At 65.1% G+C, this 24,606-nt stretch carries 22 protein-coding genes and 1 tRNA gene; 9 read left to right on the top strand and 14 right to left on the bottom strand.

The window, feature by feature from the left end; genetic code table 11:
- A complete protein-coding gene (locus IM776_RS02625) occupies positions 1–1,224 on the bottom strand; it encodes an IS256 family transposase (RefSeq protein WP_194421519.1) in 1,224 nt (407 codons plus the stop codon).
- Between the two features lie 396 nt (positions 1,225–1,620).
- Here IM776_RS02625 and IM776_RS15835 point away from each other — a divergent pair, with 396 nt between their 5' ends.
- Positions 1,621–2,103 (top strand): hypothetical protein, encoded by a 483-nt coding sequence (locus IM776_RS15835; RefSeq protein ID WP_228479876.1) that lies wholly within the window; start codon positions 1,621–1,623, stop codon positions 2,101–2,103.
- A 7-nt stretch (positions 2,104–2,110) separates the two neighbouring features.
- Here IM776_RS15835 and IM776_RS02615 read toward each other — a convergent pair whose 3' ends face one another.
- From IM776_RS02615 to cmtR, 5 genes are read right to left on the bottom strand one after another with little or no spacing between them, the layout of a single operon-like run.
- Complete coding sequence (locus IM776_RS02615) at positions 2,111–2,422, bottom strand: thioredoxin domain-containing protein (RefSeq protein ID WP_026936351.1); 312 nt, start codon at positions 2,420–2,422, stop codon at positions 2,111–2,113.
- A gap of 10 nt (positions 2,423–2,432) precedes the next feature.
- On the bottom strand, positions 2,433–2,957 hold the full coding sequence (locus IM776_RS02610) for a signal peptidase II (RefSeq protein WP_026936350.1): 525 nt from the start codon (positions 2,955–2,957) through the stop codon (positions 2,433–2,435).
- On the bottom strand, positions 2,954–3,562 hold the full coding sequence (locus tag IM776_RS02605) for a cadmium resistance transporter (protein ID WP_026936349.1): 609 nt from the start codon (positions 3,560–3,562) through the stop codon (positions 2,954–2,956). Before IM776_RS02605 ends, IM776_RS02610 begins: the two co-directional genes overlap by 4 nt.
- Entirely contained in the window at positions 3,562–5,478 is a 1,917-nt protein-coding gene (locus IM776_RS02600) for a heavy metal translocating P-type ATPase (RefSeq protein ID WP_028707591.1), read from the bottom strand. Before IM776_RS02600 ends, IM776_RS02605 begins: the two co-directional genes overlap by 1 nt.
- Complete coding sequence (gene cmtR, locus IM776_RS02595; protein ID WP_194421518.1) at positions 5,475–5,834, bottom strand: Cd(II)/Pb(II)-sensing metalloregulatory transcriptional regulator CmtR; 360 nt, start codon at positions 5,832–5,834, stop codon at positions 5,475–5,477. The genes IM776_RS02600 and cmtR overlap by 4 nt, the downstream gene beginning before the upstream one ends.
- Before the next feature lie 107 nt (positions 5,835–5,941).
- On the opposite strand from cmtR, the gene IM776_RS02590 reads away from it, so the two are divergent.
- Complete coding sequence (locus IM776_RS02590; protein WP_194421517.1) at positions 5,942–6,973, top strand: DinB/UmuC family translesion DNA polymerase; 1,032 nt, start codon at positions 5,942–5,944, stop codon at positions 6,971–6,973.
- Between the two features lie 280 nt (positions 6,974–7,253).
- Here the strand turns inward: IM776_RS02590 and IM776_RS02585 are convergent, their stop codons facing one another.
- From IM776_RS02585 to IM776_RS02570, 4 genes are all read right to left on the bottom strand, one after another.
- Entirely contained in the window at positions 7,254–8,408 is a 1,155-nt protein-coding gene (locus IM776_RS02585; RefSeq protein WP_193597874.1) for an AI-2E family transporter, read from the bottom strand.
- Between the two features lie 74 nt (positions 8,409–8,482).
- A complete protein-coding gene (locus tag IM776_RS02580; RefSeq protein WP_193597873.1) occupies positions 8,483–9,760 on the bottom strand; it encodes a hypothetical protein in 1,278 nt (425 codons plus the stop codon).
- Between the two features lie 6 nt (positions 9,761–9,766).
- A complete protein-coding gene (locus IM776_RS02575) occupies positions 9,767–10,027 on the bottom strand; it encodes a hypothetical protein (protein WP_193597872.1) in 261 nt (86 codons plus the stop codon).
- Complete coding sequence (locus IM776_RS02570) at positions 10,027–13,110, bottom strand: AAA family ATPase (RefSeq protein ID WP_228479875.1); 3,084 nt, start codon at positions 13,108–13,110, stop codon at positions 10,027–10,029. The genes IM776_RS02575 and IM776_RS02570 overlap by 1 nt, the downstream gene beginning before the upstream one ends.
- A 157-nt stretch (positions 13,111–13,267) precedes the next feature.
- Here IM776_RS02570 and IM776_RS02565 point away from each other — a divergent pair, with 157 nt between their 5' ends.
- The 4 genes from IM776_RS02565 to IM776_RS02550 all read left to right on the top strand — a co-directional run bounded on the left by IM776_RS02565 (position 13,268) and on the right by IM776_RS02550 (position 19,706).
- Positions 13,268–13,603, top strand: coding sequence for a CU044_2847 family protein (locus tag IM776_RS02565; RefSeq protein WP_194421516.1), 336 nt, complete (start codon positions 13,268–13,270; stop codon positions 13,601–13,603).
- Positions 13,604–13,607: 4 nt separating this feature from the next.
- Complete coding sequence (locus IM776_RS02560) at positions 13,608–18,035, top strand: S1 family peptidase (protein WP_194421515.1); 4,428 nt, start codon at positions 13,608–13,610, stop codon at positions 18,033–18,035.
- A 443-nt stretch (positions 18,036–18,478) separates the two neighbouring features.
- On the top strand, positions 18,479–18,718 hold the full coding sequence (locus IM776_RS02555; protein ID WP_194421514.1) for a hypothetical protein: 240 nt from the start codon (positions 18,479–18,481) through the stop codon (positions 18,716–18,718).
- Complete coding sequence (locus IM776_RS02550) at positions 18,711–19,706, top strand: zeta toxin family protein (protein ID WP_194421513.1); 996 nt, start codon at positions 18,711–18,713, stop codon at positions 19,704–19,706. Before IM776_RS02555 ends, IM776_RS02550 begins: the two co-directional genes overlap by 8 nt.
- Before the next feature lie 195 nt (positions 19,707–19,901).
- On the opposite strand, the gene IM776_RS02545 is transcribed toward IM776_RS02550, so the two are convergent.
- Positions 19,902–20,156: a glutaredoxin family protein gene (locus IM776_RS02545; protein WP_194421512.1), complete on the bottom strand. Its 255-nt coding sequence runs from the start codon at positions 20,154–20,156 to the stop codon at positions 19,902–19,904.
- 482 nt (positions 20,157–20,638) lie between these two features.
- Positions 20,639–21,307: a ParA family protein gene (locus tag IM776_RS02540; RefSeq protein ID WP_228480011.1), complete on the bottom strand. Its 669-nt coding sequence runs from the start codon at positions 21,305–21,307 to the stop codon at positions 20,639–20,641.
- A 115-nt stretch (positions 21,308–21,422) separates the two neighbouring features.
- Between IM776_RS02540 and IM776_RS02535 the strand changes: the two genes are divergently transcribed.
- The 3 genes from IM776_RS02535 to IM776_RS02525 are packed head-to-tail and all read left to right on the top strand — an operon-like array spanning position 21,423 to position 23,378.
- Entirely contained in the window at positions 21,423–22,013 is a 591-nt protein-coding gene (locus IM776_RS02535; protein WP_228479874.1) for a hypothetical protein, read from the top strand.
- The gene (locus tag IM776_RS02530) at positions 22,006–22,230 is read left to right on the top strand and encodes a helix-turn-helix transcriptional regulator (protein WP_194421510.1); all 225 of its coding nucleotides are present in this window, start codon (positions 22,006–22,008) and stop codon (positions 22,228–22,230) included. The genes IM776_RS02535 and IM776_RS02530 overlap by 8 nt, the downstream gene beginning before the upstream one ends.
- Positions 22,227–23,378, top strand: a complete 1,152-nt coding sequence (locus tag IM776_RS02525; RefSeq protein ID WP_194421509.1) for a tyrosine-type recombinase/integrase — start codon at positions 22,227–22,229, stop codon at positions 23,376–23,378. Before IM776_RS02530 ends, IM776_RS02525 begins: the two co-directional genes overlap by 4 nt.
- A 21-nt stretch (positions 23,379–23,399) precedes the next feature.
- Here the strand turns inward: IM776_RS02525 and IM776_RS02520 are convergent.
- Positions 23,400–23,488, bottom strand: a tRNA-Ser gene (locus tag IM776_RS02520).
- A gap of 30 nt (positions 23,489–23,518) precedes the next feature.
- Positions 23,519–24,568 carry a LacI family DNA-binding transcriptional regulator gene (locus IM776_RS02515; RefSeq protein WP_228479873.1) on the bottom strand — a complete coding sequence of 350 codons (1,050 nt, stop codon included), beginning with the start codon at positions 24,566–24,568 and terminating at the stop codon, positions 23,519–23,521.
- Positions 24,569–24,606: the final 38 nt, after the last annotated feature.

Genomic DNA, 24,606 nt, shown 5'->3' with positions numbered 1-24,606 from the left:
TTATGCCGCGTTGAGTTCTGGGATGGCCACCTCCTCGTCGATGGCGGTGAGGAGTTTCATGGAGTGTTCGGAGAAGTAGCGGCGGTCTGCGCCGTCCCATTCGTCGTGCTGCTCGATCAGCACGTGCCCGGCGAGGCGCAGGAGCGCGGCGGGGTTGGGGAAGGTGCCGACGACGTCGGTGCGTCGTTTGATCTCCTTGTTGACCCGCTCGAGCGGGTTCGTGGACCAGATCTGCCGCCAGTGCTGCTGTGGGAATCCGCAGAACGCGAGGATGTCGTCCTTCGCGTCTTCGAGCATGTCCGCGATCTTCGGATGTGAGCGGGTCAGCATGCGCACGACCTCGTGGAACTGTGCGAACACGTGCTCGGTGTCGGGTTGGGCGAAGATCGTGCGGATGATCGACGCGACCATCGGACCGGACGCTTTCGGGACGTTCGAGAGCACGTTGCGCATGAAATGGACCCGGCAGCGTTGCCAGCTGGCGCCAGCGAACACCGTCTCGATCGCGGAGATCAGGCCGGTGTGAGCGTCGGAGATCACCAGCTTGACCCCGCCGAGCCCTCGAGCCTTCAATGACCGCAGGAACGTCGTCCAGAACGGCTGTGATTCTGTTTCTCCGACCTCGAACCCGAGCACTTCCCGGCGCCCGTCGGCGGCGACACCGATCGCGACGACGACCGCCTGGGAGACCACGCGCCGGCCGACGCGGGCTTTGCAGTAGGTCGCGTCGAGGAACACATACGGGTAGGAAGTGTCCGCGAGGGGCCGGTCGCGGAACGCGGCAACGTCCTCGTCCAGGTTCGCGCAGATCCGCGACACCTCGGACTTCGAGATCCCGGTGTCCGCGCCGAGCGCCTTCACCAGATCATCGACCTTGCGGGTGGAGACGCCGTGAACATACGCCTCCATCACGACCGCGAACAGCGCCTGATCAACGCGACGGCGCCGCTCCAACAACGACGGGAAGAACGATCCCTGTCGCAGCTTCGGGATCCGCAATTCCAACTCGCCCGCTGTCGTCGTGAGCGTGCGGGGACGGGTGCCGTTGCGTTGCGTCACACGGTCCGGGGTGCGTTCGAAGGGGGCGGCGCCGATGAACGCGGCCGCTTCCGCGTCGATCAGCTCCTGGTAGAGCGCTTCGGTCGCGACGCGGATCCGGTCGGTGACATCGGTGAGTTTCAGTTCCCCGAGCAGCTCGAGGAGGGCAGACTGGTCTAGAGCCATCGTGCTTTGTGTCTTCCTGTGAGAGAGAACTTTGATCGGTACTTCTCACTGACCATCGCACGATGGCTCACCCACGTCTACGACGCGGGCGACCCTGCCGGAACCTCCACCACTCCACGGGACGTCACCTCGAGTCCAGCCGCTGGCTTCCAAAGGCAACGGGCCGCGCTGAAGTACTGCGCCGCGCTTCTTCGAGAGATTCGGTCACAGCAAGAGACGCTGGCAACCTATCCGCAGCGCCGGCTCGACGCATATCTGACTGATTCACCGAGCCAGCGTGACGCGCTGGCACCATTCACTCGCTGGCTACGACGGCACCGGATGAGCACCCTCCGAGTCGAGTTCCGAGCCCATCGCCTCGAAGGGCGAAGCTACGCCTCCGACCACCGATGGCAGATGGCTCGCAAGTTCCTGTCGGATGCCGGCATGGACCCGAAGACCCGGGCAGCCGGGCTCCTCGTACTGCTCTACGGCATCCAGCTGACCCGCATCGTCACGATCACCCGGACACAGATCGATACGAGCTCGCGGCCCGTCACGCTGACCGTCGGGGCCGAGCCGATCGGGCTCCCCGAGATCCTTGGCGACGCCATCAGCGATCTCGCCGACGCCGCGAAGCACCATCCTGAAGGATGGCTGTTCCCCGGCCGGAACCCAGGCAATCACCTCACCCCGGGCCCGCTGAGCCGTCGTCTTCGCGCCGAAGGCCTGCTCGCGGGAAGCGCACGCACCACAGCGCTCATCGAGCTCACCCGGCAAATGCATCCCCGGATCGTCTCGGATCTCCTCGGCATCACGACCTCGTCCGCCGCCGCATGGTCGCGTCTCGCCGGCGGTGACTGGTCCGACTATCCGGCACTCCGTTCCGACCACGCCTGAACGAGCATCACACGTCAGCGCCCGGGCCGGAAATCGCTTCGCGCAACTGCTCGACGGTCGGCGACCCGGCGATCCCAGCTGGCGTGCGGAACATCCGGCAGGCGAGCCCGACGTGGGTACGCTCGTCGGCGAACGGGTCGATGCCGTCGACGAGCACGGTTGGGGAGCCGTGGAACCCGAGGCGCACGGCGTCCTCGGGGGTCTCGACCAGCTGACGTATGACCCTGACATCGGATCGGTCGTTGACTACTTCAGCGAGCCGCTGGTCGAGCACCTCCCAGTTGGGGCAGCCGTTGAAATACTGCAGGATGATCTCCATGATGGTCCTCTCAGTTCTCGTTGCCGCGGATCATCAGAAGCGCTCCGGCGATCGCGGCGGTGACGATCACGACGTCGGCGACGTTCCCGATGAACCAGTTCCCGTAGGCGAGGAAGTCCACGACGTGCCCCTGGGCGAACCCTGGAGCACGGAAAAGCCTGTCGCCGGCGTGGGAGGCGGCGGCCCCGCCAAGCGCGCCGATCACGATCGCCCACCCGGGGTGTCGGACACGGAACGCGAACACGATCGCGGTGACGGTGGCCGCGACGGCCACCAGCGCGAACACCCAGGTGGAACCCTCACCGAAGGAGAACGCCGCGCCGGGGTTGTAAGCGAGTTGCAGGCCCAGCAGGTCGCCGATCAGCGGGAGGCGCTCACTTACTGTGAGCGTGGCCTCCGCCCATGCCTTCGTCCCCTGATCGATCAGGAGGACGAGCCCGCCGAGCGCGAGTGCCCCCGCCGTGAGCCGCCAACGCCCCCTCTGCTGCCGCTCTCCCGACGTCAGCTCAGCATCGGCAGCCGCGTCCGGGGTCATGCGAGGACCTCGACGAGGCGGACGATGACGCCGGAATCGATCAGGATGAACAGGCCCAGGCCGATGAACACGACGGGTACGAGCCAGTGCTCGACGCGTTCAAGCGTTTCGGTGACGGCCTTGTGGGTTCCGATCAGGCGTCCAGCAGCGCACCAGACGGCGACGAGGACGAGGAACACCGCGATCATGACGACGACGTCGCCGGGCGAACTGGTGCGGAAGATCGGCGTGTAGAGGGAGATGTTGTCGGCCCCGTTGGCGATCGTGATCCCGGCGACGCCCCACAGCCCGACCGCGGTGATCTTCTCGTCGTCGTCATCGTCGTCACCGTTGCGTCGCAGGCCCCGCACGAGGGTCCAGATGCCGATGCCGAGCGGGATCAGGCCGAGGAAGCCCACCCATTCGTCGGGGACGATGGTCAGGCCGAGCGCGGCGATCACGCTGATCACGACGAGGGTGATGAACCCGAGGTACTGGCCTGCGACGATCTGCCACGGTCGCGGCTTCCCTCGGCTGGAGGCCAGGAACAGCACGGTCAGCACGACGATGTCATCGATGTTGGTCGCAGCAAACAAGCCGATCGCTGAGCCGATGGTCGCAAGCATCAGCTCTCCAGCCGTGGGGTACGCGTGCGGGCGGCGCGGAGTCCGTTGAGGATCACGACGACCTCGGCGATCTCGTGGACCAGCACCACAGCGGCGAGTCCGAGGACGCCGAACAGCGCGAGCGGCAGCAGCGCGGTGATGATCAGCAGCGACAGGACGATGTTCTGGTTGATGATGCGGCGTCCGCGGCGGGCGTGGTCGAACGCGCGCGGGATGAGGCGGAGGTCGTGGCCGGTGAACGCGACGTCGGCGGACTCGATCGCCGCGTCCGAGCCGGTCGCGCCCATCGCGATGCCGATGTCCGCGGCGGCCAGAGCGGGGGCGTCGTTGATGCCGTCGCCGATCATTGCAACCGACCCCGCCTTTGACAGCTCCCCGATCGCGGTCGCTTTGTCTTCGGGACGCAGTTCCGCGCGCACGTCGCTGATACCGGCCTGCGCTGCCAGCGCCCGTGCCGTGCGGGCGTTGTCGCCGGTGAGCATCGTCACCCCGACGCCCTGCGCCGCGAGAGTCCGCACCACTTCGGGGACCTCGGGACGCAGCTCGTCGCGGACGCCGATCGCGGCGACAGGGGCCCCGTCGCGGTGCACGATCACAACGGTCATGCCCTGCTCCTCCAGGCCCGCGACCTGGTCGCCGAGCACCCCGGCGTCGAGCCAGCGGGGGCTGCCGACGGTGATCCGAGTCCCGTCGATCTTGCCCTCGATGCCGTGCCCGGCCTGCTCGGTCACGCCCTCCGCAGCCTGGGCTCCGGGGGCTGCGGCGGTGATCGCCGCGGCCAGCGGGTGCGTGCTGTGCTGCTCCAGCGCGGCCGCCCAGGCCAGCGCCTGGGCGTCGGTCACGCCGTCCGCGGCGAGGACCGCGGTGACGGCGGGCTCGTTGCGGGTGAGGGTGCCGGTCTTGTCGACGGCGACGTGGCGGACCGTGCCGAAGCGCTCGAACACCGCGCCGGACTTGATGATCACGCCGAACTTGCTCGCCGCGCCGATCGCCGCGACCACCGTCAGCGGCACCGAGATCGCCAGCGCGCACGGGGAGGCGGCGACGAGGACGACGAGGGCTCGGGTGATCCACAGCTCCGGGTCCCCGAACAGCGAGCCGACCAGGGCGACCAGGGCCGCGAGGACCAGCACGCCCGGGACCAGCGGGCGCGCGATCCGGTCCGCGAGGCGCGCTCGCTCGCCCTTCTCCGCCTGCGCCTGCTCCACCAGCTCCACGATGGTCGTGAGCGAGTTGTCGGTGCCCGCCGCCGTCGTCTCGACCTCCAGCGCACCGGCGCTGTTGATCGCGCCGGCCGACACGGCGTCGCCGGGCTCGACCTCGACCGGGATCGACTCGCCCGTGATCGCCGAGGTGTCCAGGCTGGAGCGCCCCGCACGGACGACTCCGTCGGTCGCGATCCGCTCGCCGGGACGAACCACCATGACCTGCCCGACCGCGAGGTCCTTCGCCGCAATCTCCACCGAAGCGCCGTCGCGGCGCACGGTCGCGGTGTCGGGGACCAGCTTCAGCAGCGCTCGCAGCCCGCCGCGGGCGCGGTCCATCGCCTTGTCCTCCAGCGCCTCTGCGATCGAGTAGAGGAACGCCAGCGCCGCAGCCTCTTCGACGTAGCCGAGGACGACTGCGCCGACCGCGCTGATCGTCATCAGCAGCCCGATGCCCAGCTTGCCCTTGAACAGCTTCCGGATCGCGCCCGGCGTGAACGTCGACGCGCCCAGCAGCAAGCCGACCCAGAACAGCACCAGTGCCGGGATCTCCATGCCGGACCACTCAAGGATCAGACCAGCGAGGAACGCGACACCGGAGAAGACCGGCACCATGATCCCGCGGTCCCTCCACCAGGGCCGCTCCTTCTCCTCGCTCTCATCGACTGCCGTGGTCGTCGGCTCGTGCTCGCAGCCGCATGCCGCGCTCACGCGTCTGCTCCCGCTCCGCAGCAACCCGGAAAGGTGCACGACGAGTCCACGCACGGAGCGTGCTCGTCGACAGCCAGAGTCACATCCACCAGCGCGATGAGAGCGGCCGCGAGGTGCGGATCAGCGATCTCATACCTAGTCTGGCGACCCTCCGGCTCAGCGACCACGATGCCGCAGTCGCGCAGGCAGGTGAGGTGGTTCGACACGTTCGAGCGAGTCAGCTCCAGCTCACGCGAGAGCACCGCCGGGTAGCTCGGTCCCTCGAGCAGGGTCATCAGGATCCGGGAACGCGTCGGATCCGCCATGGCCCGGCCGAGCCGGTTCATGACGTCGAGTCGAGAAGCAATAGTCAGCATGCACTGAACTGTACAGCACAGGCTGATCAATCGCCGGATGCATCAGCCTCCGCCACAAGGCGAAACAGCAGTCGACATCTGATGAATACGCGACTCAGCAACAATCGGTGCTACCAGTAGAGGTCCTGGACCGATTCACGCACGAGCTGGACGTGTACTCGATCGACGAAGCATTCCTGTCGGTGGATCGTCGCACCGCGGCGGACGTGGAGGCCATGACGCGCGTCGGCCGCGATATCAGAGACACGCTGCGCCGCCTCATCGGCGTACCGGTGTGCGTCGGGATCGCGCCGACGCGCACGCTGGCGAAGCTCGCGAATCGGACGGCCAAGAAGATCGATGTGTTCGACGGCGTGTGCGTCTGGCCGGCGACCCGACCGGACTGGCGACAGCGGCTCATGGAGGCGTTGCCTGTCTCGGGGGTCTGGGGCATCGCCGGCCGCCTGGAGCGGCGGCTGAACGGGTACGGGGTCCGCTCGATCTGGGACCTGGCGACGGTCGATCCGGTACAGGCGCGGAAATGGTTCAACGTCGTGGTGATGCGCACGGCCCTGGAGCTGCGCGGAGTCGCATGCATCGGCACGGAAGAGGATCGAACGGGCAAGAAGGATCAGCTCATCGTGTCGCGATCGTTCTCGGAGAAAGTCACGACACGAGACGGCATCCGTCAGGCACTATCGGTCTATGCACAGCAGGCCGCCGCGCGCCTGGTACGGCACTCGCAGGTCGCCCGCAGCGTCGACGCCTTCGCGGGCACGAGCCACTGGACCGAGCAGAAGCACTATCCGAGCGTGCGGGTCCGCCTCCCGTTCCCCACGGCCGATCCTGTCGAGCTGACGCGCGCAGCTCATCAACTGCTCAACCAGATCGAGGACGGCACGCGCTACGCGCGCGCTGGACTCATGCTCACGGATCTCCTACCGGCCGGCGTGCATCTGCCGCTGGAGCCGTTTCGACAGCCACACGAGGACGCCGGGATAGCGGCGCTCGTCGACGGCGTGCAGAAGAAGGCCGGCAAGGATGCACTGGGGCTCGGCTACGGCGGGTTCCGGCCCGGGCCGTCCTGGCAGATGAAGCGGGGGATGCTGACGCCGCGCGCGACGACGCACTGGGCCGAGCTGGCACGAGTACGAGCGTGAGATTCCTGAAGGCGGCATTCGTGATCCTCGTCGGCAAGATCGACCACGGCTTGGCAATGGGAGCTCTTGATCTGCATCGCGTCATGGGCAACGTGGATCCGCGCTCCGTAGGCTCACCGGGACACGTTCGCAGACGTGACAAGTACTCGCGCCGCCAACGCCGTGACTTCAGGCCACAGGTTCGGTCCTTCGAGCATCGAAACCTGTCGGCGTCAGCGCATGCCAGGCCCCGAGGCCTTCCCACCTCAAGTCTGGCGAGAAGTTGGGGTCAGTCTCCGCTTCAGCTGTTTGCAGGTTGTTTCGGCCGAGCCCAGCGTGCGGGGAGCTGCGGTCCGTCCCAGACCTTGATCACGCCCCACAGGGCGGCGGTGATCGGCACGGCGAGAACGGCCCCTACGATTCCGCCGAGCACTGTTCCGACTGTCAGCGCGACGAGGATGACGAACGCGTGCAGCCGCATCGATCGTCCCATCAGGAAGGGCTGCAGGAAGTTGCCCTCCAGCTGGTTGACGAGTACCACGATGCCGACCACGATGAGGGCGTTCACCCATCCATTGGCCACCAGCGCTACGAGCGCGGCGAGAATTCCGGCGACTGTCGCACCGACGATGGGGATGAACGCGAGGAGGAAGACCAGAACAGCGAGAGGGATGGCGAGGGGTACCTGCAGGATGAGCAGGCCGATGAGGATCCCGACAGCGTCCACGGCCGCGACGGTCGCGGTGCCGCGCACGTAAGAGCCGAGGGTGCTCACGGTCTTGTCCCCGACGCGGCGGGCTCGCACGTAGCTTTGACCCTGGAACGGGCGCAGCAAGAACTCCCACATCTGCGGTCCGTCCTTCAGAAAGAAGAACAGGACAGTCACCATCAGCACGAGGCCGGTGACGAAGCTGGCGACGGCGCTCACGCCGGCGATGGCACCTGAGCCGAACTGGGCGCTGGTCAGGAATCCGACCAGCGTGTCGACCCACTCATCGATCTGATCGGGCTGGAGGAAATCGAACGGCAAAGTCTGCAGCCATGCGAGTAGATGCTGGAAGCCTTCCTCCGCCTGGGAGTACAGCTCGTCCCACTGATCCCGAACCGCCCACACGATCAGCCAACCAAGTGCCCCCAAGATCACGAGGATCCCGAGAAGTGTGATCACCGTCGCCAGGAGCGACGGCACCCCGCGCTGTCGCATCCAACTCATCACGGGATTGAATGCGCACGCCAAGATCAGCGCGATCATGAGCGGAATCGTAACGAGCGTGAGCTGCTGAAACGCAAAGATGATCGCGACCGCGACGATGACCACGACGATGATCTGGATCGCGCGAATGGCGAGCTTGCCGAAACTGTCGGTCCACAGGCTCCACGGCGCCCGAGTTGCTTTCAGTTCAACATCCTGCGACTCGAGTCGTACTCGCTGTGGGTCGTTTCGGAACAGTCCCATGCGCTTCAGACTAACGACCCTCAGGACATACGGGAGATGCAGCCTTCTGCACCACGCGTCGAGACCTATCGGCGTCACCGCAGGCCAGGCCCCGACGTTGGTGTCGCCCCCGGCGCCCGGTAAGGCGCCGCCGGGTCGGAAACCTCCCCGTAGCGTGCAAGTATCTCGTCGACCCGTTGCAGCGTATGCTCCTTCACTTCGGTGAGTTTTGCATTGACGACGGGCGTGACCTCCTTGTCCAGTCGCACTCGCAGTTCGTGGTCGATGTCATACGGTTTGAGCCCTCTGGCCACTCGGGCAATCGAGTCCATCTGGATCTCTTCTCTGAGCGCTGCGCGCCGCCGTAGCTGCAGGTGCTCGTAGATCTGCGGACGCTGGGCGTGGATGTTCTGGAGACCTTGCTCGTGTTGTTCTCGCAGTGCCTCAAGTTCCCGGTTCCGCATCCGCTTCAATGCCGTCAGATACCGCTGCGACGTGAAGTCGCCGGACTCATCTCGAGGATCTCGATTCTCCACCGACTGTTGCAGGTAGTACGCGGCCGGGAGCGGACCGTCCATCAGATCGCGTCGCAGTTCCCTGACTGACCGCGGAAGGCGCAGGTTTCCTCGCTGCTCGAGCTCCGTAGCGATCACCGCAAGCTCCTCAACGGAGCGTTCTCGCCGAAAGTACCTGTCAGCCGCGGCGTCGTTGGCCCGCCGGTCGGCCGCGTAGGCGCGATGGATGTTGCGTGGGGGGAGCCCTGCTTTCTTTAGTCGGCTGCGCAGTCGGGATGCTTCTCGGCCGCGGGCGCGCTGTTCCTCGAGGTTGCGCTCATACCACTGGCGATATGCGTCGGGCCGCTGTTGCCGACGCTCGGCTGCTGCGGATCGTTGGCGTTCCCGGATCGCTTCGGCGTTCGCGTCGCGATGCCGTTGCGCGGCCATTGCTTGGTTCTGTCGTGCGCGCTCTGGGTGTCGTTCACGGTATCGACGCTGATACTCACGAACTTTGTCCGGATGCTCCTCCCGGAAACGCCGACTGCGCTCGCGAGCCGCCTCCGGATCCCTCTCGCGCATGAGCCGGCTGTGCGCGTTGTGCGCGAGACGCCGGAGCTCGCGGGAGCGTCGGCGCTCTCGGGCACGACGCTGTGTCTCACGATCGCGTTCGGGATTCGCTTCTCGTGCAGCCTTCCGTTGGCTCGCGATCTGTTCACGGTTGCCGTCCCGCCATGCCCGTCTCTGCTCATCGATCTTCTCGGAGTGTGCTTCGCGATATTGCTTGCCCCACGCCGCCACCCGCTCGGGATTGGCTTCTCGCCACGCCTTCGCCCGGGCTCTCGCCCGAGCGATCGCTTCTTCGCTTTTCGCGGCCATGGGACATCAGTCCGGGTTATCCGTGTCGGGGACCTTGCCGTAGACCAGCGCGGTCAAGGCTTCGCGGTGGGCCGTTGGATCCACGACGGTGCGCCCGATGAGATCGCGGAGCTCGGCGGATACATCACCGGGCGGAGTCTCGTCGAGGCACCAGTCGATGTCATCGTCGAGCTTGTACTCCGGGGCGTCGGCGGGAAGCCCCGGGTAGTACATGATCGCGATGGTTGCGACCCTCTGTAGGAGCAGGTCTGCGTCTTCCAGTTTCATCAGATTCCTCTTTCGATCGATGTCGCATACGGGGCGGCGGGCGCGAGTCGTGGGTCGCCTCTTTCGTCACGCCTGCGGTCCAGCGGAGACACGGCACGCCCGTACTCGAGATCCGCTGCGAGACGCTCGTACTGGTGCAGCCGCTCCTCCAGCTCCTCACGCGATTGCGGCGGGAGCTCGATGTGACGAGGGATATCGTCGCGCGCGGGCCGGGCGTGAAGAAGCGCGTCGTTGGCGGCGGCCGCGACAGTTGCCTGGAGCAAGGCCGTGCGCGCGGCGAGGATCCAGGCCGCCACCTGCGCGATCAGCCGGCGATAGCTTCTCTCCCCCGCTGCCTCTCCGTTCGGCGCGCGCAGGGCGTGCGTGTGGTTGTCTGCTGCGGTGTCCGTGTCGGTGTCGGTGTCGCGGGCCGCACGGGCGAGGTCCTGGTGAGCAGCGTGGGAGGCGTCGTCAAGATCCGGTTCGGGTAGGCCGCGCAGCATCTCCTCGGCGACGATCTTCCGCGCTGCGGCGTCCGTTGAGGCGATCACGATGGCTTCATTGTGGCGACGCCCACGAGTCAGGCCCACATACAGTCCGGATGCGTCGACGCCGGGCCCGACAAGGGCGGCGTCGGTAGTCTCGCCCTGGATGCCGTGCACCGTGGTCGCATAGGCGAGGTGAACGTGTTCCGCGGCGTAGTCACGTGTGACCATGCGGATGTCGGATGCGTCGTCCGCTCGCTGGAGTTCAAGGGCAGCGGGACCGATGCGTCTGACGATCCAAATGGCCCGGTTCTCAATCCCGGCGAGGCGGTCGTTACGGCGGGTTTGGACCACGTCCCCCTCGAGGATGCGCTGCTCGTCACTTCCCACCGCGATCCGGTCGAGGCCGATCTCACCACGGGCGAGTCGTTGTTCCTGGATCGCCTCGTTGACGTCGGCTGCTTCCTCGTTCGTCGCGGTGACAATCGCGACCGTTCGAGAGTGTCTCTGCCGCGTCAAATATCCGTCGACGAGCGCGTCGCGAGCGGCCAGTGCATCATCGACTCGTCGAACGTGGCCTGTCCGCTGCAGCTCGGCGGCGATGTTCGCCGCATCCTCCGATGACCGAGGTGACCGCAGGCACAACGTCAATGCGGCGTACATGGGATCCTCGAACCGGTGCACGCCGGAGAGTTCCACCGTCGTGCCGGCGCGACGCTCGGCCAGCGCCATCGCGCCGGCGTGCCCGACCGGGGTCGCTTGATGTGGATCTCCGACAAGGGCGATGCCGGCACCGGTCTCGAGGGCGAGCGTCGTGAGCGCGTTGGCGGCGTGCAGATCGAGCATCCCGGCCTCGTCCACGACGATGCGCACGTGGGGGTCCAGGGGCAGGTGTCGTGGGCCTCGGAAGATCGCGCCGGTCGCTGGGTCGCGCTGACCGGGGTGCAGCCGCCACCAGACGTCTGCCCCGGCATCGTCTTTCCGCCACCGCCATCCGTGATCGGCGAGCAACGCATGAACGCTCGTTCCGGCCGTGCGGACCTCGCGGCTGGCAACCGCGGCCGCCTTCCGAGTCGGGGCGACGATCAGCATGTGCCGGCCTTCTGCTTCCAGCACGGTGCGCGCCGCACGCAGCAAAGTCGTCTTGCCGGTGCCGGCCGGTCCCGTCACCGTGACCAGTCGACGGGTGCTGGCGACGGCCGTCGCCGCGGCGGACTGCGTAGGGTCCAGTCCGCTCCCCTGCAGCAGTGGATGGGTGCGGCCCCTATGGCGTGGATCGTCTGGCGCGCTCCCGCCTTCGATGCTGAGGCTCGAGAGTCGTTCGCCTAGTTCGGTCTTCAACGTCGCGAACTGGTTCGTCACGAAAGCCTTCACGTGAGCGGGCTTGCCTGACGCATCGGGGAGCAGATCCCGGGTGTGCGCGAGCGCCCGCCATGCGACGTCATCAATGAGGCTCTGCAGAGTCTCGCGGTCACCGGTCACGCCTGAGGCTGCGACTGCGCGTGTGGCGCCGGCCCGGATGTCGAGGAGGCTGAAGCGGCCGTTGCTCGATTTCGAGCGCTCGTCCGCATCTGCCACGGCACGTCGAGCGAGCAGCCCTCTGTCGACAGCCTCCGGACTCTTGTGTGGCGCGAACACGGGGACACGACGGTCGAGCACATGCGGGTCGAGGCGTACGAGCTCGTCAGTGACAATCCGGGACCATTCGCCCTCGTCAAGGTCGTGCGGTTTCACCGGTCGGCCCGTGGCCCACGCGTACCGGTCGATTCTTTGCAGCACATCGTGACTCGGTTCCTCCCCCGGGTGCGCGGCGCGCCACTTCGCCAGCTCCACGGCACGGTTCGCCTCGATCTGATTCGCCCGCCGCGACAACGGACGCACCAGATGCGCAAGCTGCGAGATCTCACCATCCTCGTCGAGCGTGTATCCGTGTCGAGCGAGCGCGGCCACCCATGCCGGGTCCGTGCGCGCGGCGAGATCCCCTTCCGCGTTCACGAGGTTCTGCACACGCATCGCCACCCGCGAGTCGACGTTCGACCACTTCCCGTCAACGCCTCGGACCTTCACCCCCAGCCAAAGATGACGATGGATGTGTGGGTCCAACGCCCGCGACCGGCGATGCTGCAGCTCCACCACTTCGATACGTGCGAGCTGCTCCCGGACACGCCCGCCGGCCCCCCGACGCGCGTTGAGCTCCACCTGCCATGTCGAAATGATCTGATCCCGAAGCCGATCCTGCAGCGCCTCGAACTCGCCGGCGAGCTCCGGATGAATCAGCGCGGCAATGCTGAACGACTTCGGCGCATTGACAGTACTGTCTAGCACCAGGTCGGCGTGTGGGGAGTCCAGTTGACGACCGCGCCGCTCCCCCGACGCTGGGTCGCAGCCGTCGATCCACTGAGCGAGCTGCTCGGCGTTGAGCTCATCGCGCTCGATGGCTCCGGGCTCGGCAGTGAACCGTGTGACAGTGGCGTCGCCGACACCGCTGTAGGCGTCGAGGGCCGTCGCGCCCGCAGATCGGAGATGGGAATCGCATGAGCCACGCAAGGCGTAGTCCATCGCCTGGCCGACTCCTCGCGAGCCGACGCCACGTTTCCAGCGCTCGAGTCCTCCTCGCACGCCATCAGAGTACGCCGAGTTTGCCTAACACGCCAGATGATTCACAGAAAGTGCCTGCGTGCATTGTTCGTGTCCCTTGCAAGTCAGAAGTGTTGCCGCCGCTCACCGGTTCGTTTGCGAGCGGCTGTGATTTCGGCTTTGAGCTAGAGTCAGTCGAATGGGAGCAGAGAACCAAAATGCCACTGAGGACACAGCTGTTCTCATCGAAGTCCGCCCAACCAACGCGGAGGGAAGACTCATCTCCGAGGACTCCACGATCGAGCGGCTTACCGGGCGCATCGACGACGTGCAACGCGGAGTTAAGGCTGGCGTCGCCACATTAGCGAAGAGCCTGCCCGAACTTCCCACCCCGGATGGATGGCATCTCGCGTCGGTCGAAGCAACGTTCGGAGTATCGCTAGGTTATGAGGGTTCAGTAATCATCTCCTCGATCGCCGCGGAAGCGAGCTTCGAAGTATCCGTCACTTTCTCCCCTCGGCTCCCCTCGAGCTAGCCACGTGCAGGTCTATCGCGGCGGACGGCCGGTCGGCCGGGCGATCTGTGTAGCTCCGCGCATCCTCCTCACCGCAGGCCATGTAGTCGGCGATACACAGCCTGGTGATCTCGGCGTTTCACTTGGTCTCGACGAACCCCGCGTCGCCGTGATCTTCACGCGACGAGATGCCGATCTGGACGTCGCGATCCTGCACGTCGACGGCGACTTCGATGTATCGCCCGTAAGGAGACCTTCCCCCGCGGAGCTCTGGCATCTGGAAGCTACCCCGGGCGATGCGCGGCCCGATCTGACCGGAACCATCACGTCCGTACGCCGGAGTCGTAGAAACGCGTACGGGCGTTCGGTGCCAGCCCTTCAACTCCGGGTGGACCAAACGCTCCAAGACTTCCATGGATACTCCGGCGCGGCCGTCACGGCCGACGATGACAACTCGGCGGTTGCCGTCCTTGTTGAACAGCAACCCGCAACGGCGCGAGGACGTTCGTCCGGCTTCGCGAATGTCTTGTATGCCATCGCAATTCCGACCGCCCTCGAAGCATTAGGCGTACATGCGCAGATCGAAGTTCCTGCACGTCGTGGCCCCCTACCGTCGTCGCTTCTCTATCATGACGAGGTCATCGCCTCGTTGCGCGGGTATCGGTCCCGGCTGACATCAGAGGACCTTCGGTTTGTTAGGCCGCCACAGGGCACCCCGTGGAGCCCAGATTCGCTATGGTCGTCGCTGAGCGAGGGCGGCACGGGCTCAGTGCTGCTCGTCGGGCACGGAGGGGTCGGCAAGACGCGAACGCTCCTCGAGGTGGGAGATATTGCTGCAGAATCTGGGTGGGACGTCATACACGTCCGGGGCGGCAACGCGGCCCGCGTCGCGGACACCATAAGCGAGCGCGTGCGAGACCCCGCAGCAGCGCCGGTGTTGCTACTGCTCGACTATCTCAATCTCGCGCGGGAGCTCGACCTACTCGCATTGACAGAGATCGCGAACGCGGCTTCGAGCTCACCGCGCCTCAGACTGCTGGCAACGAGTCGTACCGGATGGGAACTGCGTCACAGGCATGACGCCGGGATGAGCCGCTTCAGCAGGGTCTTTCTGGCGCCCACGGAGCAAGACGCAAGAGACGTCTGCCTCGCGATCGTTAGAGAGATTGCACCGTCGGCCACGACGAAGTTCGGAGCCGCTACGGTGCTCGACCTGACGGGCAGCCATCGGCCAATTCTTGCCGTCCTTCTCGGCCAAGTCGTGGAAGCGCAAGTAGTCACAACTGGCGATCTCCCTGCGGCGCTCGTGTCCGAAGACATCGCCTCCTGGCTCGATGACCGCCTGCTCGAGGACGACATACTTCCTACTCAAGCGAGCGCAGGCGAAGAACTGCCCTCACACATGCTCGTCGCGGCTGTCTGCCTCGCGTCGGCACCCGCCAGCGCCGATGCTCTACTCGAGACCGCTCTGTGCGCAGTTGAAGGAGCATCCCGCGAACTGGTGGCAGTCACGCTCGAGCGTCTACGTCAACTTGGCTGGCTTATCGACGTGGACCACCAGCTCTCGTCTGCACACGACGTTGTCGTGGACAAGATCCTCGAAGCTGCCGTGCTACACCACAGCACTGGGATCGTTCGGGAGTCGGCTCTCGCGACGGTCTTGAGAACCGCCCTAAACTCTCCCGCTCCGTTCGCGAACGTGATTGCGTCACTCGAACGCGTCCTGGACGAACGCGTCGCGCAGGACCTGCCGATCGTGGAGCTACGATCTCGAGCGACCCACTGGCTTATGCAGTCCAGCGAAGCAATCGCCGAGCCACTTCGCGCGGATACCGCTGGGAGCGCGCGAGTTGCTGCGCAGATCCTGGAGTCGGAGCTCTGGTCGAACGACCTCACGAGTCGCTGGGTCGCGCTTGGGTCTTCGTTGCTTGGAGCGGTGGAGAATTCACCGCTCGCAGCCGAGCCTTTGCTCGTCGCGTGTAGATCCTTGGAGAAAGATGTTTCTCCAAGCATCTCGGATCGAGCCGTCGCATGGATCGTCCAACAGGGTAGTTCAGTGGACGAGTTCGTCATGAATGCGTGTCTCACCCGGAAAGACGTCTCGTCCGTCGACAGCGAGACTCTAGTGTCCGTAGCGCTTCAGTCTCTAGAGCCGCGGTGGGGCGAGGTATCCGCCGACTTCACCTTGCGCCGCCTACTCAGGCGCCCGGAGCTCTCAGCTTCGGACCTGACTACGTGCAGTGACTATATCCGAGGTTGGCTAGAGTCATTCGGGGAGACCGAGCACGCGATACATCTCTTGAGCGCAGTGGTTGATCGGACAGAGCTTCGGCAACGCTCGCGGCAGCTCTGGGACCATGCCTGGGGTCTGACCATCGCGTGGATACAGGCTCGCCCTCACCACATCGATGGAGCGTTTGCACTGGAGTCGCTCCTCGGCAGCGAGAACGCTAGCAGCGACTTCGACTCAGATCTCTGGCCGCTAGTTGCTGACTGGTTGTCAGCCCGCGGCACGGAACCTCCTGCCGTATACGTACTTGAGAGCCTGCTTAAGACGAAGCGACTTGAGCAAGACCGCCACGAGTTTGTGATCGTCTCGGTCGAGAGCTGGGTGGCCGCTAACCTCGGGAGCAAGGCCACCTCATTCCTACTGAAACCGCTCATTGCATGGGAGCAGGCGCATCGAACGTGGTCCGAGAGGATCTGGAATCTCGTCGACTCCTGGCTCGCTGTAACGACGGATTCTGAGAACTCGGGTTGGGTACTACGCGCGGCACTGCGAGACCGCCCAAAGGATGATCCCGTCGCTCCAAGGATCTGGCCACACATCCGCAGGTGGCTGCTGCAGCATGGAAATAGATTCGATGCCGGACTCGTGCTCAGTGATGCCCTTAAATGGGGCTATCTCGGCGAAGGTGTTGCAGCAGTCCTATGGGAGTGCGTCGAAAAATGGCTTCCTCTCCATGCCTCGGGTTCCACTGGCAGCCATCTCTTCCAGGCAGCGCTCAGATGGGAGGCTCTTGACGCAGCTCGGGCGACTCGTCTGTTCGACCTGATCTTCAAATGGCTTAAGCATGGAACCGTAGCTGATTCGGTGCCTTATGTACTTCAAGCCTCGGTCGAGTACGTAACCACTACGGGAAGGGCACTGCCTAGCACCATCTGGGATCGTGCGATCGATTGGCTCGACGGACCTACAAGCTCCTCGGGGGCGGCGGCTCACCTTCTTCGCAAGATGTTGCAGTCTCCAACAATCCTGGAGGACCATGCTGAGGAGATAGTTGGCCGTGCCACCATTTGGCTCGAGCAGACACCCGACGGTCAACCTAGCGTCCGTCTAGCGCGAACGTTGATCGCAGCGCTTCCCGCCACCCCGTCCGCCTCCCTTGGGCGCGCGGAGGCAGCGCTCACGCACTGCATACAGTCACCGCAGCTTGCGTCCGACTACGAAACAGGCCAGCTGATTCAGGAACTGGCCGATCGGTCTACAACCGAGACGATGCGACGCGCGATCTGGTCTGCGGCTTCGCAGTTCCTGGCAACGGACAATGGCATATTCGGCGGATACGTCCTACAAGCCGTCTTACGCAACCCTGCCGCCGATGAGGGCATCCCCGACAGTGGTTGGGTGCACCTCGCGTCCTGGCTTACGCGATTCACTCGTGAGCGTCATCTCATCTACTCGCTCATAGCGCTTGTCGAGTACCGTCACCTAACCGACTCACAAACCACAGAACTCTGGGAGCGTATCCAAGAATGGCTGAGTGCCCATCAGCACGACGCCAAGATCAGACAGCTGATTTTTGCAGCATTCAGTTCCCCCCGAATCTCGTCGATCGCGCTCAAGATCATCTGGCCTTTCGCTGCGGAGAGATTCGGAACGCTCGCGGCTCGCCTCGACTCGCGACACCTTCTCGGGCTAATCGCTTCGGTGGACATTCTTGATGACGCGCAGTTGTCGACGCTCTGGGCATGCGTCTCACGGTGGCTAGACCGGTTCGGTGAGCATCGAGATGCCACTTTTCTTCTTCAACCGCTGCTCCGTGTTGAGACAAGCCGGGTCCACGAAGAAATCCTCTGGAATCACGTCGAGCGTTGGCTTCAGGCTCAGAATGAGCACTGGACGACGGCTTACCTCTATGTGGAGCTCATCGATTGGGCTGGACTCCGCGGAGATCGGGTTGCAACAGCCTTGTCCTTGGTCCAGTCCTGGCTAGGACAGAATCCGACCGCCAGAACGTCCACACGCGTCGTCCTGGCCGTCGTGCGCTCGTCCAACGTGAGTCATCGTCAACTCGAAGCATTTGGGCCGAGCATCTATCGCTGGTTGGCCGCGCAGCCCAACGGCAACGCACGGCGCAATTACTTGCGGGCAACAAACTCTCGCGGTCTGAGCAAGAACCGCCGTTCTGTCGCGCTCAGCATCCTGCGAGCGAGCCGACCTCGGCAGTGACCAGCCAAAATACGAGTGTGCCCTAGGAGCAAGTCCCTAGGGCACACTTTGAGTATTTAGTTGGACCGAACGATATCTAAACGGGTCGCGCGCCAGAGCAATACTTGAGTTGAGCTCACGGTCCAATGACTCTGGTTGTAGCCACGCGTCGCTACTAGATACCCTTGGTTCGAACTTGTCGAACCCCACTCCGCGGTGCGGAGCTCCTTCAGATTACGTCATTCGCCCCATGGATCGCAACTCCTGAACGAGCCATCGCTGGCACTATTAGGGAAACCGATCGAAGACCGTGCTCGCACGATGAGCACACCTGCTCAAACAACCGTGACAACGACTCAACGAGAGCGATTGCCCCCAGTCAGTGGAGAGCCAACGCGACACGTTGGCTCCCGCAGGTCCGTCGGACATCGGGACCGTTGGTAAGCTCGAGACGAGGAGTCGACATGCCCCAGCGCCCCTCGCTCTGGCGAGCGAATGATGCGGCGCTCTACGACGCCCTACGCGACGAGGCGCGTCTTGCCGTCGCGGATCTGCTCGCGTCCGATGACGGTCAGGATGAGCAGATCGCCGACCGGATCGCACAGCTTCGCTCCGAGCTGAACGATGTCGACGGTTTCGATCGCGGCGAAGTCGCCATGAAACTAGCTGAGTTGCGCGAGGAAGCAGGGCCTTCGCATGACTGACGCGCAAGAGCCGATGGCCGCCCGCGAGTCGCTCGTTCTGGGATCGGTGTTCGGCGGCATCCAGCCCAGCCCACATCCAACGCTTGTCATGCTCGCGGGAGCTCCGGGGGCGGGCGCCGGACGAGCAATCGCGCAGTTACGCCGCGCGCACCGTGGTGAGCTCGTCCCTGTCTCGAGTGAGGAGCTTCAAGCGTTCCATCCGCGCTACCTCGACCCGGGCTTCCGCACTTCTGCCGTCGGTCAGCAGGATCTGTCGCAGGCCACAGCCTTGTGGTTACAGGCATGCATTGCCCACGCGCGAACCAGCCGATACTCACTGCTGCTCGACGGCGCCTTTCGCTCACCGGAGACTGCACTTGCCGTTGCGCAGCGGTTCACCGACTCCGGCTATCAGGTGCACTTCGTCGTCGTTGCGACGCGTCGAGACGAGAGCCTGCTCTCAACCAGCTCGCGAGGCTTGCGACGAATGCAGCGACGCCAGGCATCTCATATCGTCACGCCGGCGGAGCACGATCGGCACATAGCCGATGTCGACGCGCTTGTTGCAGCATCCGCAGCTGGCTCGGCCGTTGACCGCCTCACGGTGATCGGTCGTCGAGGACAGACGATACTCGACGCCGACCGCGCAGACGCATCCGCGATGCCAAACGCTTCCGCCGCGTTCCGCACCGCGAGTTCTGAGAAAATGACCGCTCTCGAGGCGACGCAATGGCTGAGCGAGTTGCGCCACATGACCGACTACGCCCGATCGCTCCACACGCTTCCCGATGCTGCTCTCGAATCGCTCATCGAGCTCCACGAGATCGCAATCCGGGAGGTCGTGCCCGACCTTCCAGTGCCGCCGGAATCCGAGGTCGTGCCCATCCAGCTGGCCTCCCTGCGATCGAGCCTCGCAGCGCTCAGGCAGCGCGCTGACCGTCACGACTCGCCTGATGTCGCAGCGCCGGTCGTCACCCCATCTACGCCGGGGACATCGATCTCGCGCTGAGCTGACCGCACTCCTGCCCCGGCCGGATAGCTGCCGACTCCTAGTGGACGGTGCGCCGCGCAGTGCCGCGTCGTGGAATACCGGACTGAGCGCTGCGAGGGAGGATATGCCGCGAAAGCGCGGCACGGAGCGGGGTGCCGTCCGCTACCCTCTTGCAGCCGGCAGGGCTGCCCACCTCTCACTCTCGTCTCGGACCTACGAGATGCCCAGCCCGCGAGCGACGCCGTCGATGAGATCCGGCCGGAAGCCGGCCCATCGCGAGTCCCCCGCCTGGACGATCGGCGCTTCACGATATCCGAGCTCGTCCACCAGGAACCTGCGGACTGCGGCGTTGTGCTCATCGTGGATGTCCACGAGGTCGTACCGGATGCCGAGCGCGTCGAGCCGCTGGCACGTGAGCCGGCAGCGCTGGCACGTGGGCCCGGTCGAGTACACGGTGACCTGCGTCATAATCGCCTCCCGTATCGGGACCCGGCAGGTTCCGGAGGCTCGTAGTTCCGAGGTCCGAAAGTCGGCGAGTTTGTGATGCCCGAACGTCGAGAGTTTGGGGCATCCGTCGTTCGAGAGTCCGGGACGCCGGATGTTCCAGTCTCCGCAACCGCCGAACTCCGGAATTCCGGAACTTCGGGCATCATCGAACGGCGGAGCTCGCCCTCGTCAGAGCCGCGAAGCTGATCACGGTGCGCGAGGAGCAGGTCGATGGCGACGCGGATCAGCGTGTTCTCGGTGATCCGTTCCCGGCGCGAGACGCGGTCTCGCATGAGGGCTCGTGCCAGATGTGAGAGATCGACGTACTGGTCCTCACGAACGCGCGTCTCCTTCCGCGTGAGACGCGCGAACTTCGCGGTCGGCTCTTCCCGTCCGCCCTCCTGACGTCGCAATCGCTCGCGCGTCTCAGTGAGCCTCGCACCCAGGTCCACGTGCGCCATGGCTCACCACGCCCCTTGAAGTTGCGGACTGAGCCGCTCCGTAACCTCGTACCCGAGACGGGTCACGTCCCAGATCGCTCCCTGCGTTCTTCGGTTGTCCCGAACCGTCGTCACGAGGCTGCCGAGCACCGGTGCATCCGCCTGGGTCTTGTACTGGCGGAGATACGCGTCGAAGCGGGGCACGCCGAGCGTGACGTCCAGCAGGTGGGTCCACGTGTGCAGCTGGCCGCGCACGCGAGGATCGATGCGATTGAGCAGCACCTCGAAGCGGGTAGCGCGGGGCTCGATCACGCGCTCAATCGTTCGCATCGTCGGCTCGACGGCGAGTGGTTCCGGCGCAAGTGGCACGATCACGAGGTGCGACGCATCGACGACGACATCGAGCGTGCGCGGATCGTCCAGGCTCCCGGGCGTGTCCACGATCACGAAGTCGTAGTCGCCAGAGAGATGCTCCAGCCGCGCCAACACATTCGGATGTTGCCTGCCGGCGAAGTCGAACGGAAGGCGGCGGTCGGCGTTCTCCGCCCACCACACCGTCGACTGCTGGGGGTCGACGTCGACGACGAGTACGCGGCGCCGGCGCGACAGAGCAGCTGCAAGTTGCATCGTGACCGTTGTCTTTCCCATCCCGCCCTTTTGGTTCACCGCAGAGATGATCCTCAGTTCCGTCATGATTGCCGCCCCATCTTGCGAATAGAAACTGGGTATTGACACAAGTAAACGCCTTAGTCGTACACTTGGCAAGAAGGATCTGCGAATCTCCGGCGCGGTAAGACAAACTAAGGGGGTGAAGGTCGACGTGAACAATCTCGAGGGCAAGACGATGACGTGGCACTCCGCAACGCAGCCCGTCGGGTCCGCGCTGCGCATAGCCCCCGCATTCGTCGCTACAACCACCGACGACGACGCCGGCGTGGAGACAACAATCGAGGCGCATTACAACGCGAACGAGGGCCGTTACATCGTCACCGCGATCATCAACCGCGCGACACGTGACGACTTCGATCAGCAGGCACTGCGACGCACCGCGTCCGTCGCGATCCTCCAGGCCGCGATCCCGCACTGCATCGCCGTACGGATCACTGACGAGCCCGACGCGGGCTGGACCTCGATCGCGGATCTCACCTCTACGGAAGGCAGGATCATCCCGCCCTGGATGGCAGCCGCAGCAGTGAAGCGCGGGACGAAGGACGAGCGCATGGAGGTCATCGAGATCCTCTACGGCGCCGCCGCACTTTCTGGCACACCACCCGTTCGTGCCGTACAGGTCGAGCTCGATATCCCGCACCGCACGGCATCCGACTGGATCAGGAAGGCCCGCGACGCGGGACGCCTGGAGGGCATGACGTACAACGTCGGCCGCCAGGCAGATGGATAACACCCAACTCACCGAGACAGACGCCACACCTACCACGGCGCTCGCCCCGCTGTTCTATTCCGAAGAGGAAGCGGCACTGCTCCTCGGCATCCACCGCACGACGCTGCGTCACCTCGCCGTCGATGGCAAAGCTCCCGTGCCACCAGTGCACATCACTGAGCACAAGCGCATCTATCGCCGGATCGACGTCGAGCGCCTCGCCGGCATCGTGACATGAGTGTCGAAACGCGAAAGACGAGTGCGGGCAAGACGAGATACCTCGCCCGGGTCAAGGTCGGAAATGTCCAAGTCGTCACCAAGACCTTCCATCGAAAGAGCGAAGCCGAGGCATGGGAACGAGAGCAGAAGCACTTGCTTACCACCGGTCGCCCGCTGCCGCCGACGAAGTCGATCAGCTTGGGCGAACTGGTGGCGATGTTCCAGCGCGCACGCGCGAGCGGCAATCCGCACACGATCGACACGGACAACCACAACCTCGCCGCGCTGTCGAAGCGACTCTTAGTCCGACCGGTGTCGTCGATCCAGTCGGAAGACGTCCGTGAGCATCTGGTTGCCGAGCTGCAATCAGGAAAGGCCCCGGCAACAGTCGCGCGAGCGCGGACGACGCTCAGCGCCCTGTTCACGTACGCCGCTGAACATGATTTGCTTCGCCAGCCTCATCCTGTCCGGACGATGAAGAAGATCCCGGAGCTCGGCACGGCCGCGCAGCGAACGCTCAGTCTCGGCGAGATCCCTACGCCGCAGCAGGTCGCGTCCACACTGGCCCTGCTCCGCGAGCGACGGTCTGATATCGCCGACGTCTTCGAGTTCATGTCCCTCACCGGTATCCGGTGGGGTGAAGCACGAGCCGCGCGCGTGAGCTGGCTCAGCGAGCACGGGCTGACACAGCTCAACGTTGGACGTTCCCACTCGGATGGGTATGCGGAAAAGGCCCCAAAGTCCTGGCGCGGCACTCGATCGATCCCGTTATCCCCGCGAGCGATCGAGATCTTCCACGCTCACGCCGCCGGAAAATCAACTAGCAGCTATGTCTTCACTAACCAGCTCGGCGGACAGTTCTCCGCCAACCTGGTACGCAAGTTTCCGCTCGGGTTCCGCCGGCACGCGCTTCGGCACTTCGCCGCTTCAACATGGCTGAGACTGGGCACGCCGATCAACGAGGTCGCAGAGTATCTCGGCGACGAGGCTAGGACAGTTCTCACCACATACGCGCACGTACTGGGCGAGGGGCAGCGCCGCGATTTCGTGGACCGGCTCGCGGCCGCGGAGAGCAAATCTCAAAATCGCGTACACTCCACGTACACTTGGGGCCCAGAATCGGCCCCGCCGAGCGACCCGAGCGATCCACCAGGATTTGGGATCTGAACCCTGAACAGGGATTTTTTGCGGAGACGGAGGGATTTGAACCCTCGGTCCCCGTGAGGGGACTCCACCTTAGCAGGGTGGTGCACTAGGCCTGACTATGCGACGTCTCCAGGCATCCGGCGCAATGCGCGCGGATGCACTCAGCCATCATAACCGCTCGCGCCAGCTGCGAACGAATCACCGGAACCGGCGGTGGATTCGCGCACGACGAGCTCCGGCCGGAAGCGCACTCGGCGCTCGTACGCGCCAGCCGGGTCATCGATCGATTTGAGCAGCAGCTCCACTGCGGTGCGCCCGATGAGCTCGGCGGGCTGACGGATCGAGCTGAGCGGCACCACCGTGGAGGCCGCGAAGTCGATGTCGTCGTAGCCGATCAGGGCGATGTCCTCCGGGACGCGGACGGAACCGAAGATCGAGAGCCCCTGCAGCAGGCCCACCGCCAGCAGATCGTTCGCCGCGAAGATCGCATCCGGCCGCGTCTCCGGCGCCCGCTCGGCGATGGCCTCACCCGCGGCGCGACCGTTCAGCACGGTCAGCGCGGGCATCTCGACCACTTCGAGCACGGCATCCGGCACGTCGGTCACCGCGCGACGTGCGCCCTCCAGGCGATGGGCGACTTGCGCGAGCGACGATGGGCCCCCGAGGAACAGCAGCCTCCGCCGGCCCTGCTCCAGCAGATGCGCGGCCGCGAGGTACCCGCCCTCGACGTCATCGACGGCTACCGAGCAGGTGATGGCGTCCTCGCTCTCATGGTCGACGAGCACCACCGGAATTCCGGCCCGCCTCAGCCGCAGCAAGGGCTCCTCGACGAGTGCCGCCGGCGTGAGGAGCACGCCGTTGACCCGCTGTTCGCGAAACAGGTCCAGATAGGTGCCCTCCCGAGCCGCGTTCTCATCGCTGTTGCCGAGCAGCACCGACAGCCCGTCCTGCTCTGCCCGCGCCTCCGCTCCGCGCGCGACAGCCGCGAAGAACGGGTTGCCCGCGTCGAGCACGACCATGCCGATGCTGCGACTCCTACCGGCGCGGAGCTGGCGAGCAGCGTCGTTGCGGACGAACCCGAGTTCCTCGATCGCGGCCTGCACCCGCGCGACGGTGACCGCGGCGACCTTGTCGGGCTGGTTCAGGACGTTCGAGACCGTGCCGACAGACACGGATGCCGCGGCGGCGACATCCCGCACACTCACTGCCACTGCGGCCTCCTCAACTGCATGCTGACCGTGAGTGTACG

It is taken from the genome of Microbacterium abyssi (assembly GCF_015277895.1).
In the GTDB taxonomy this organism is placed as follows: domain Bacteria; phylum Actinomycetota; class Actinomycetes; order Actinomycetales; family Microbacteriaceae; genus Microbacterium; species Microbacterium abyssi.
This window is presented reverse-complemented; position numbering and strand designations above follow the sequence as displayed.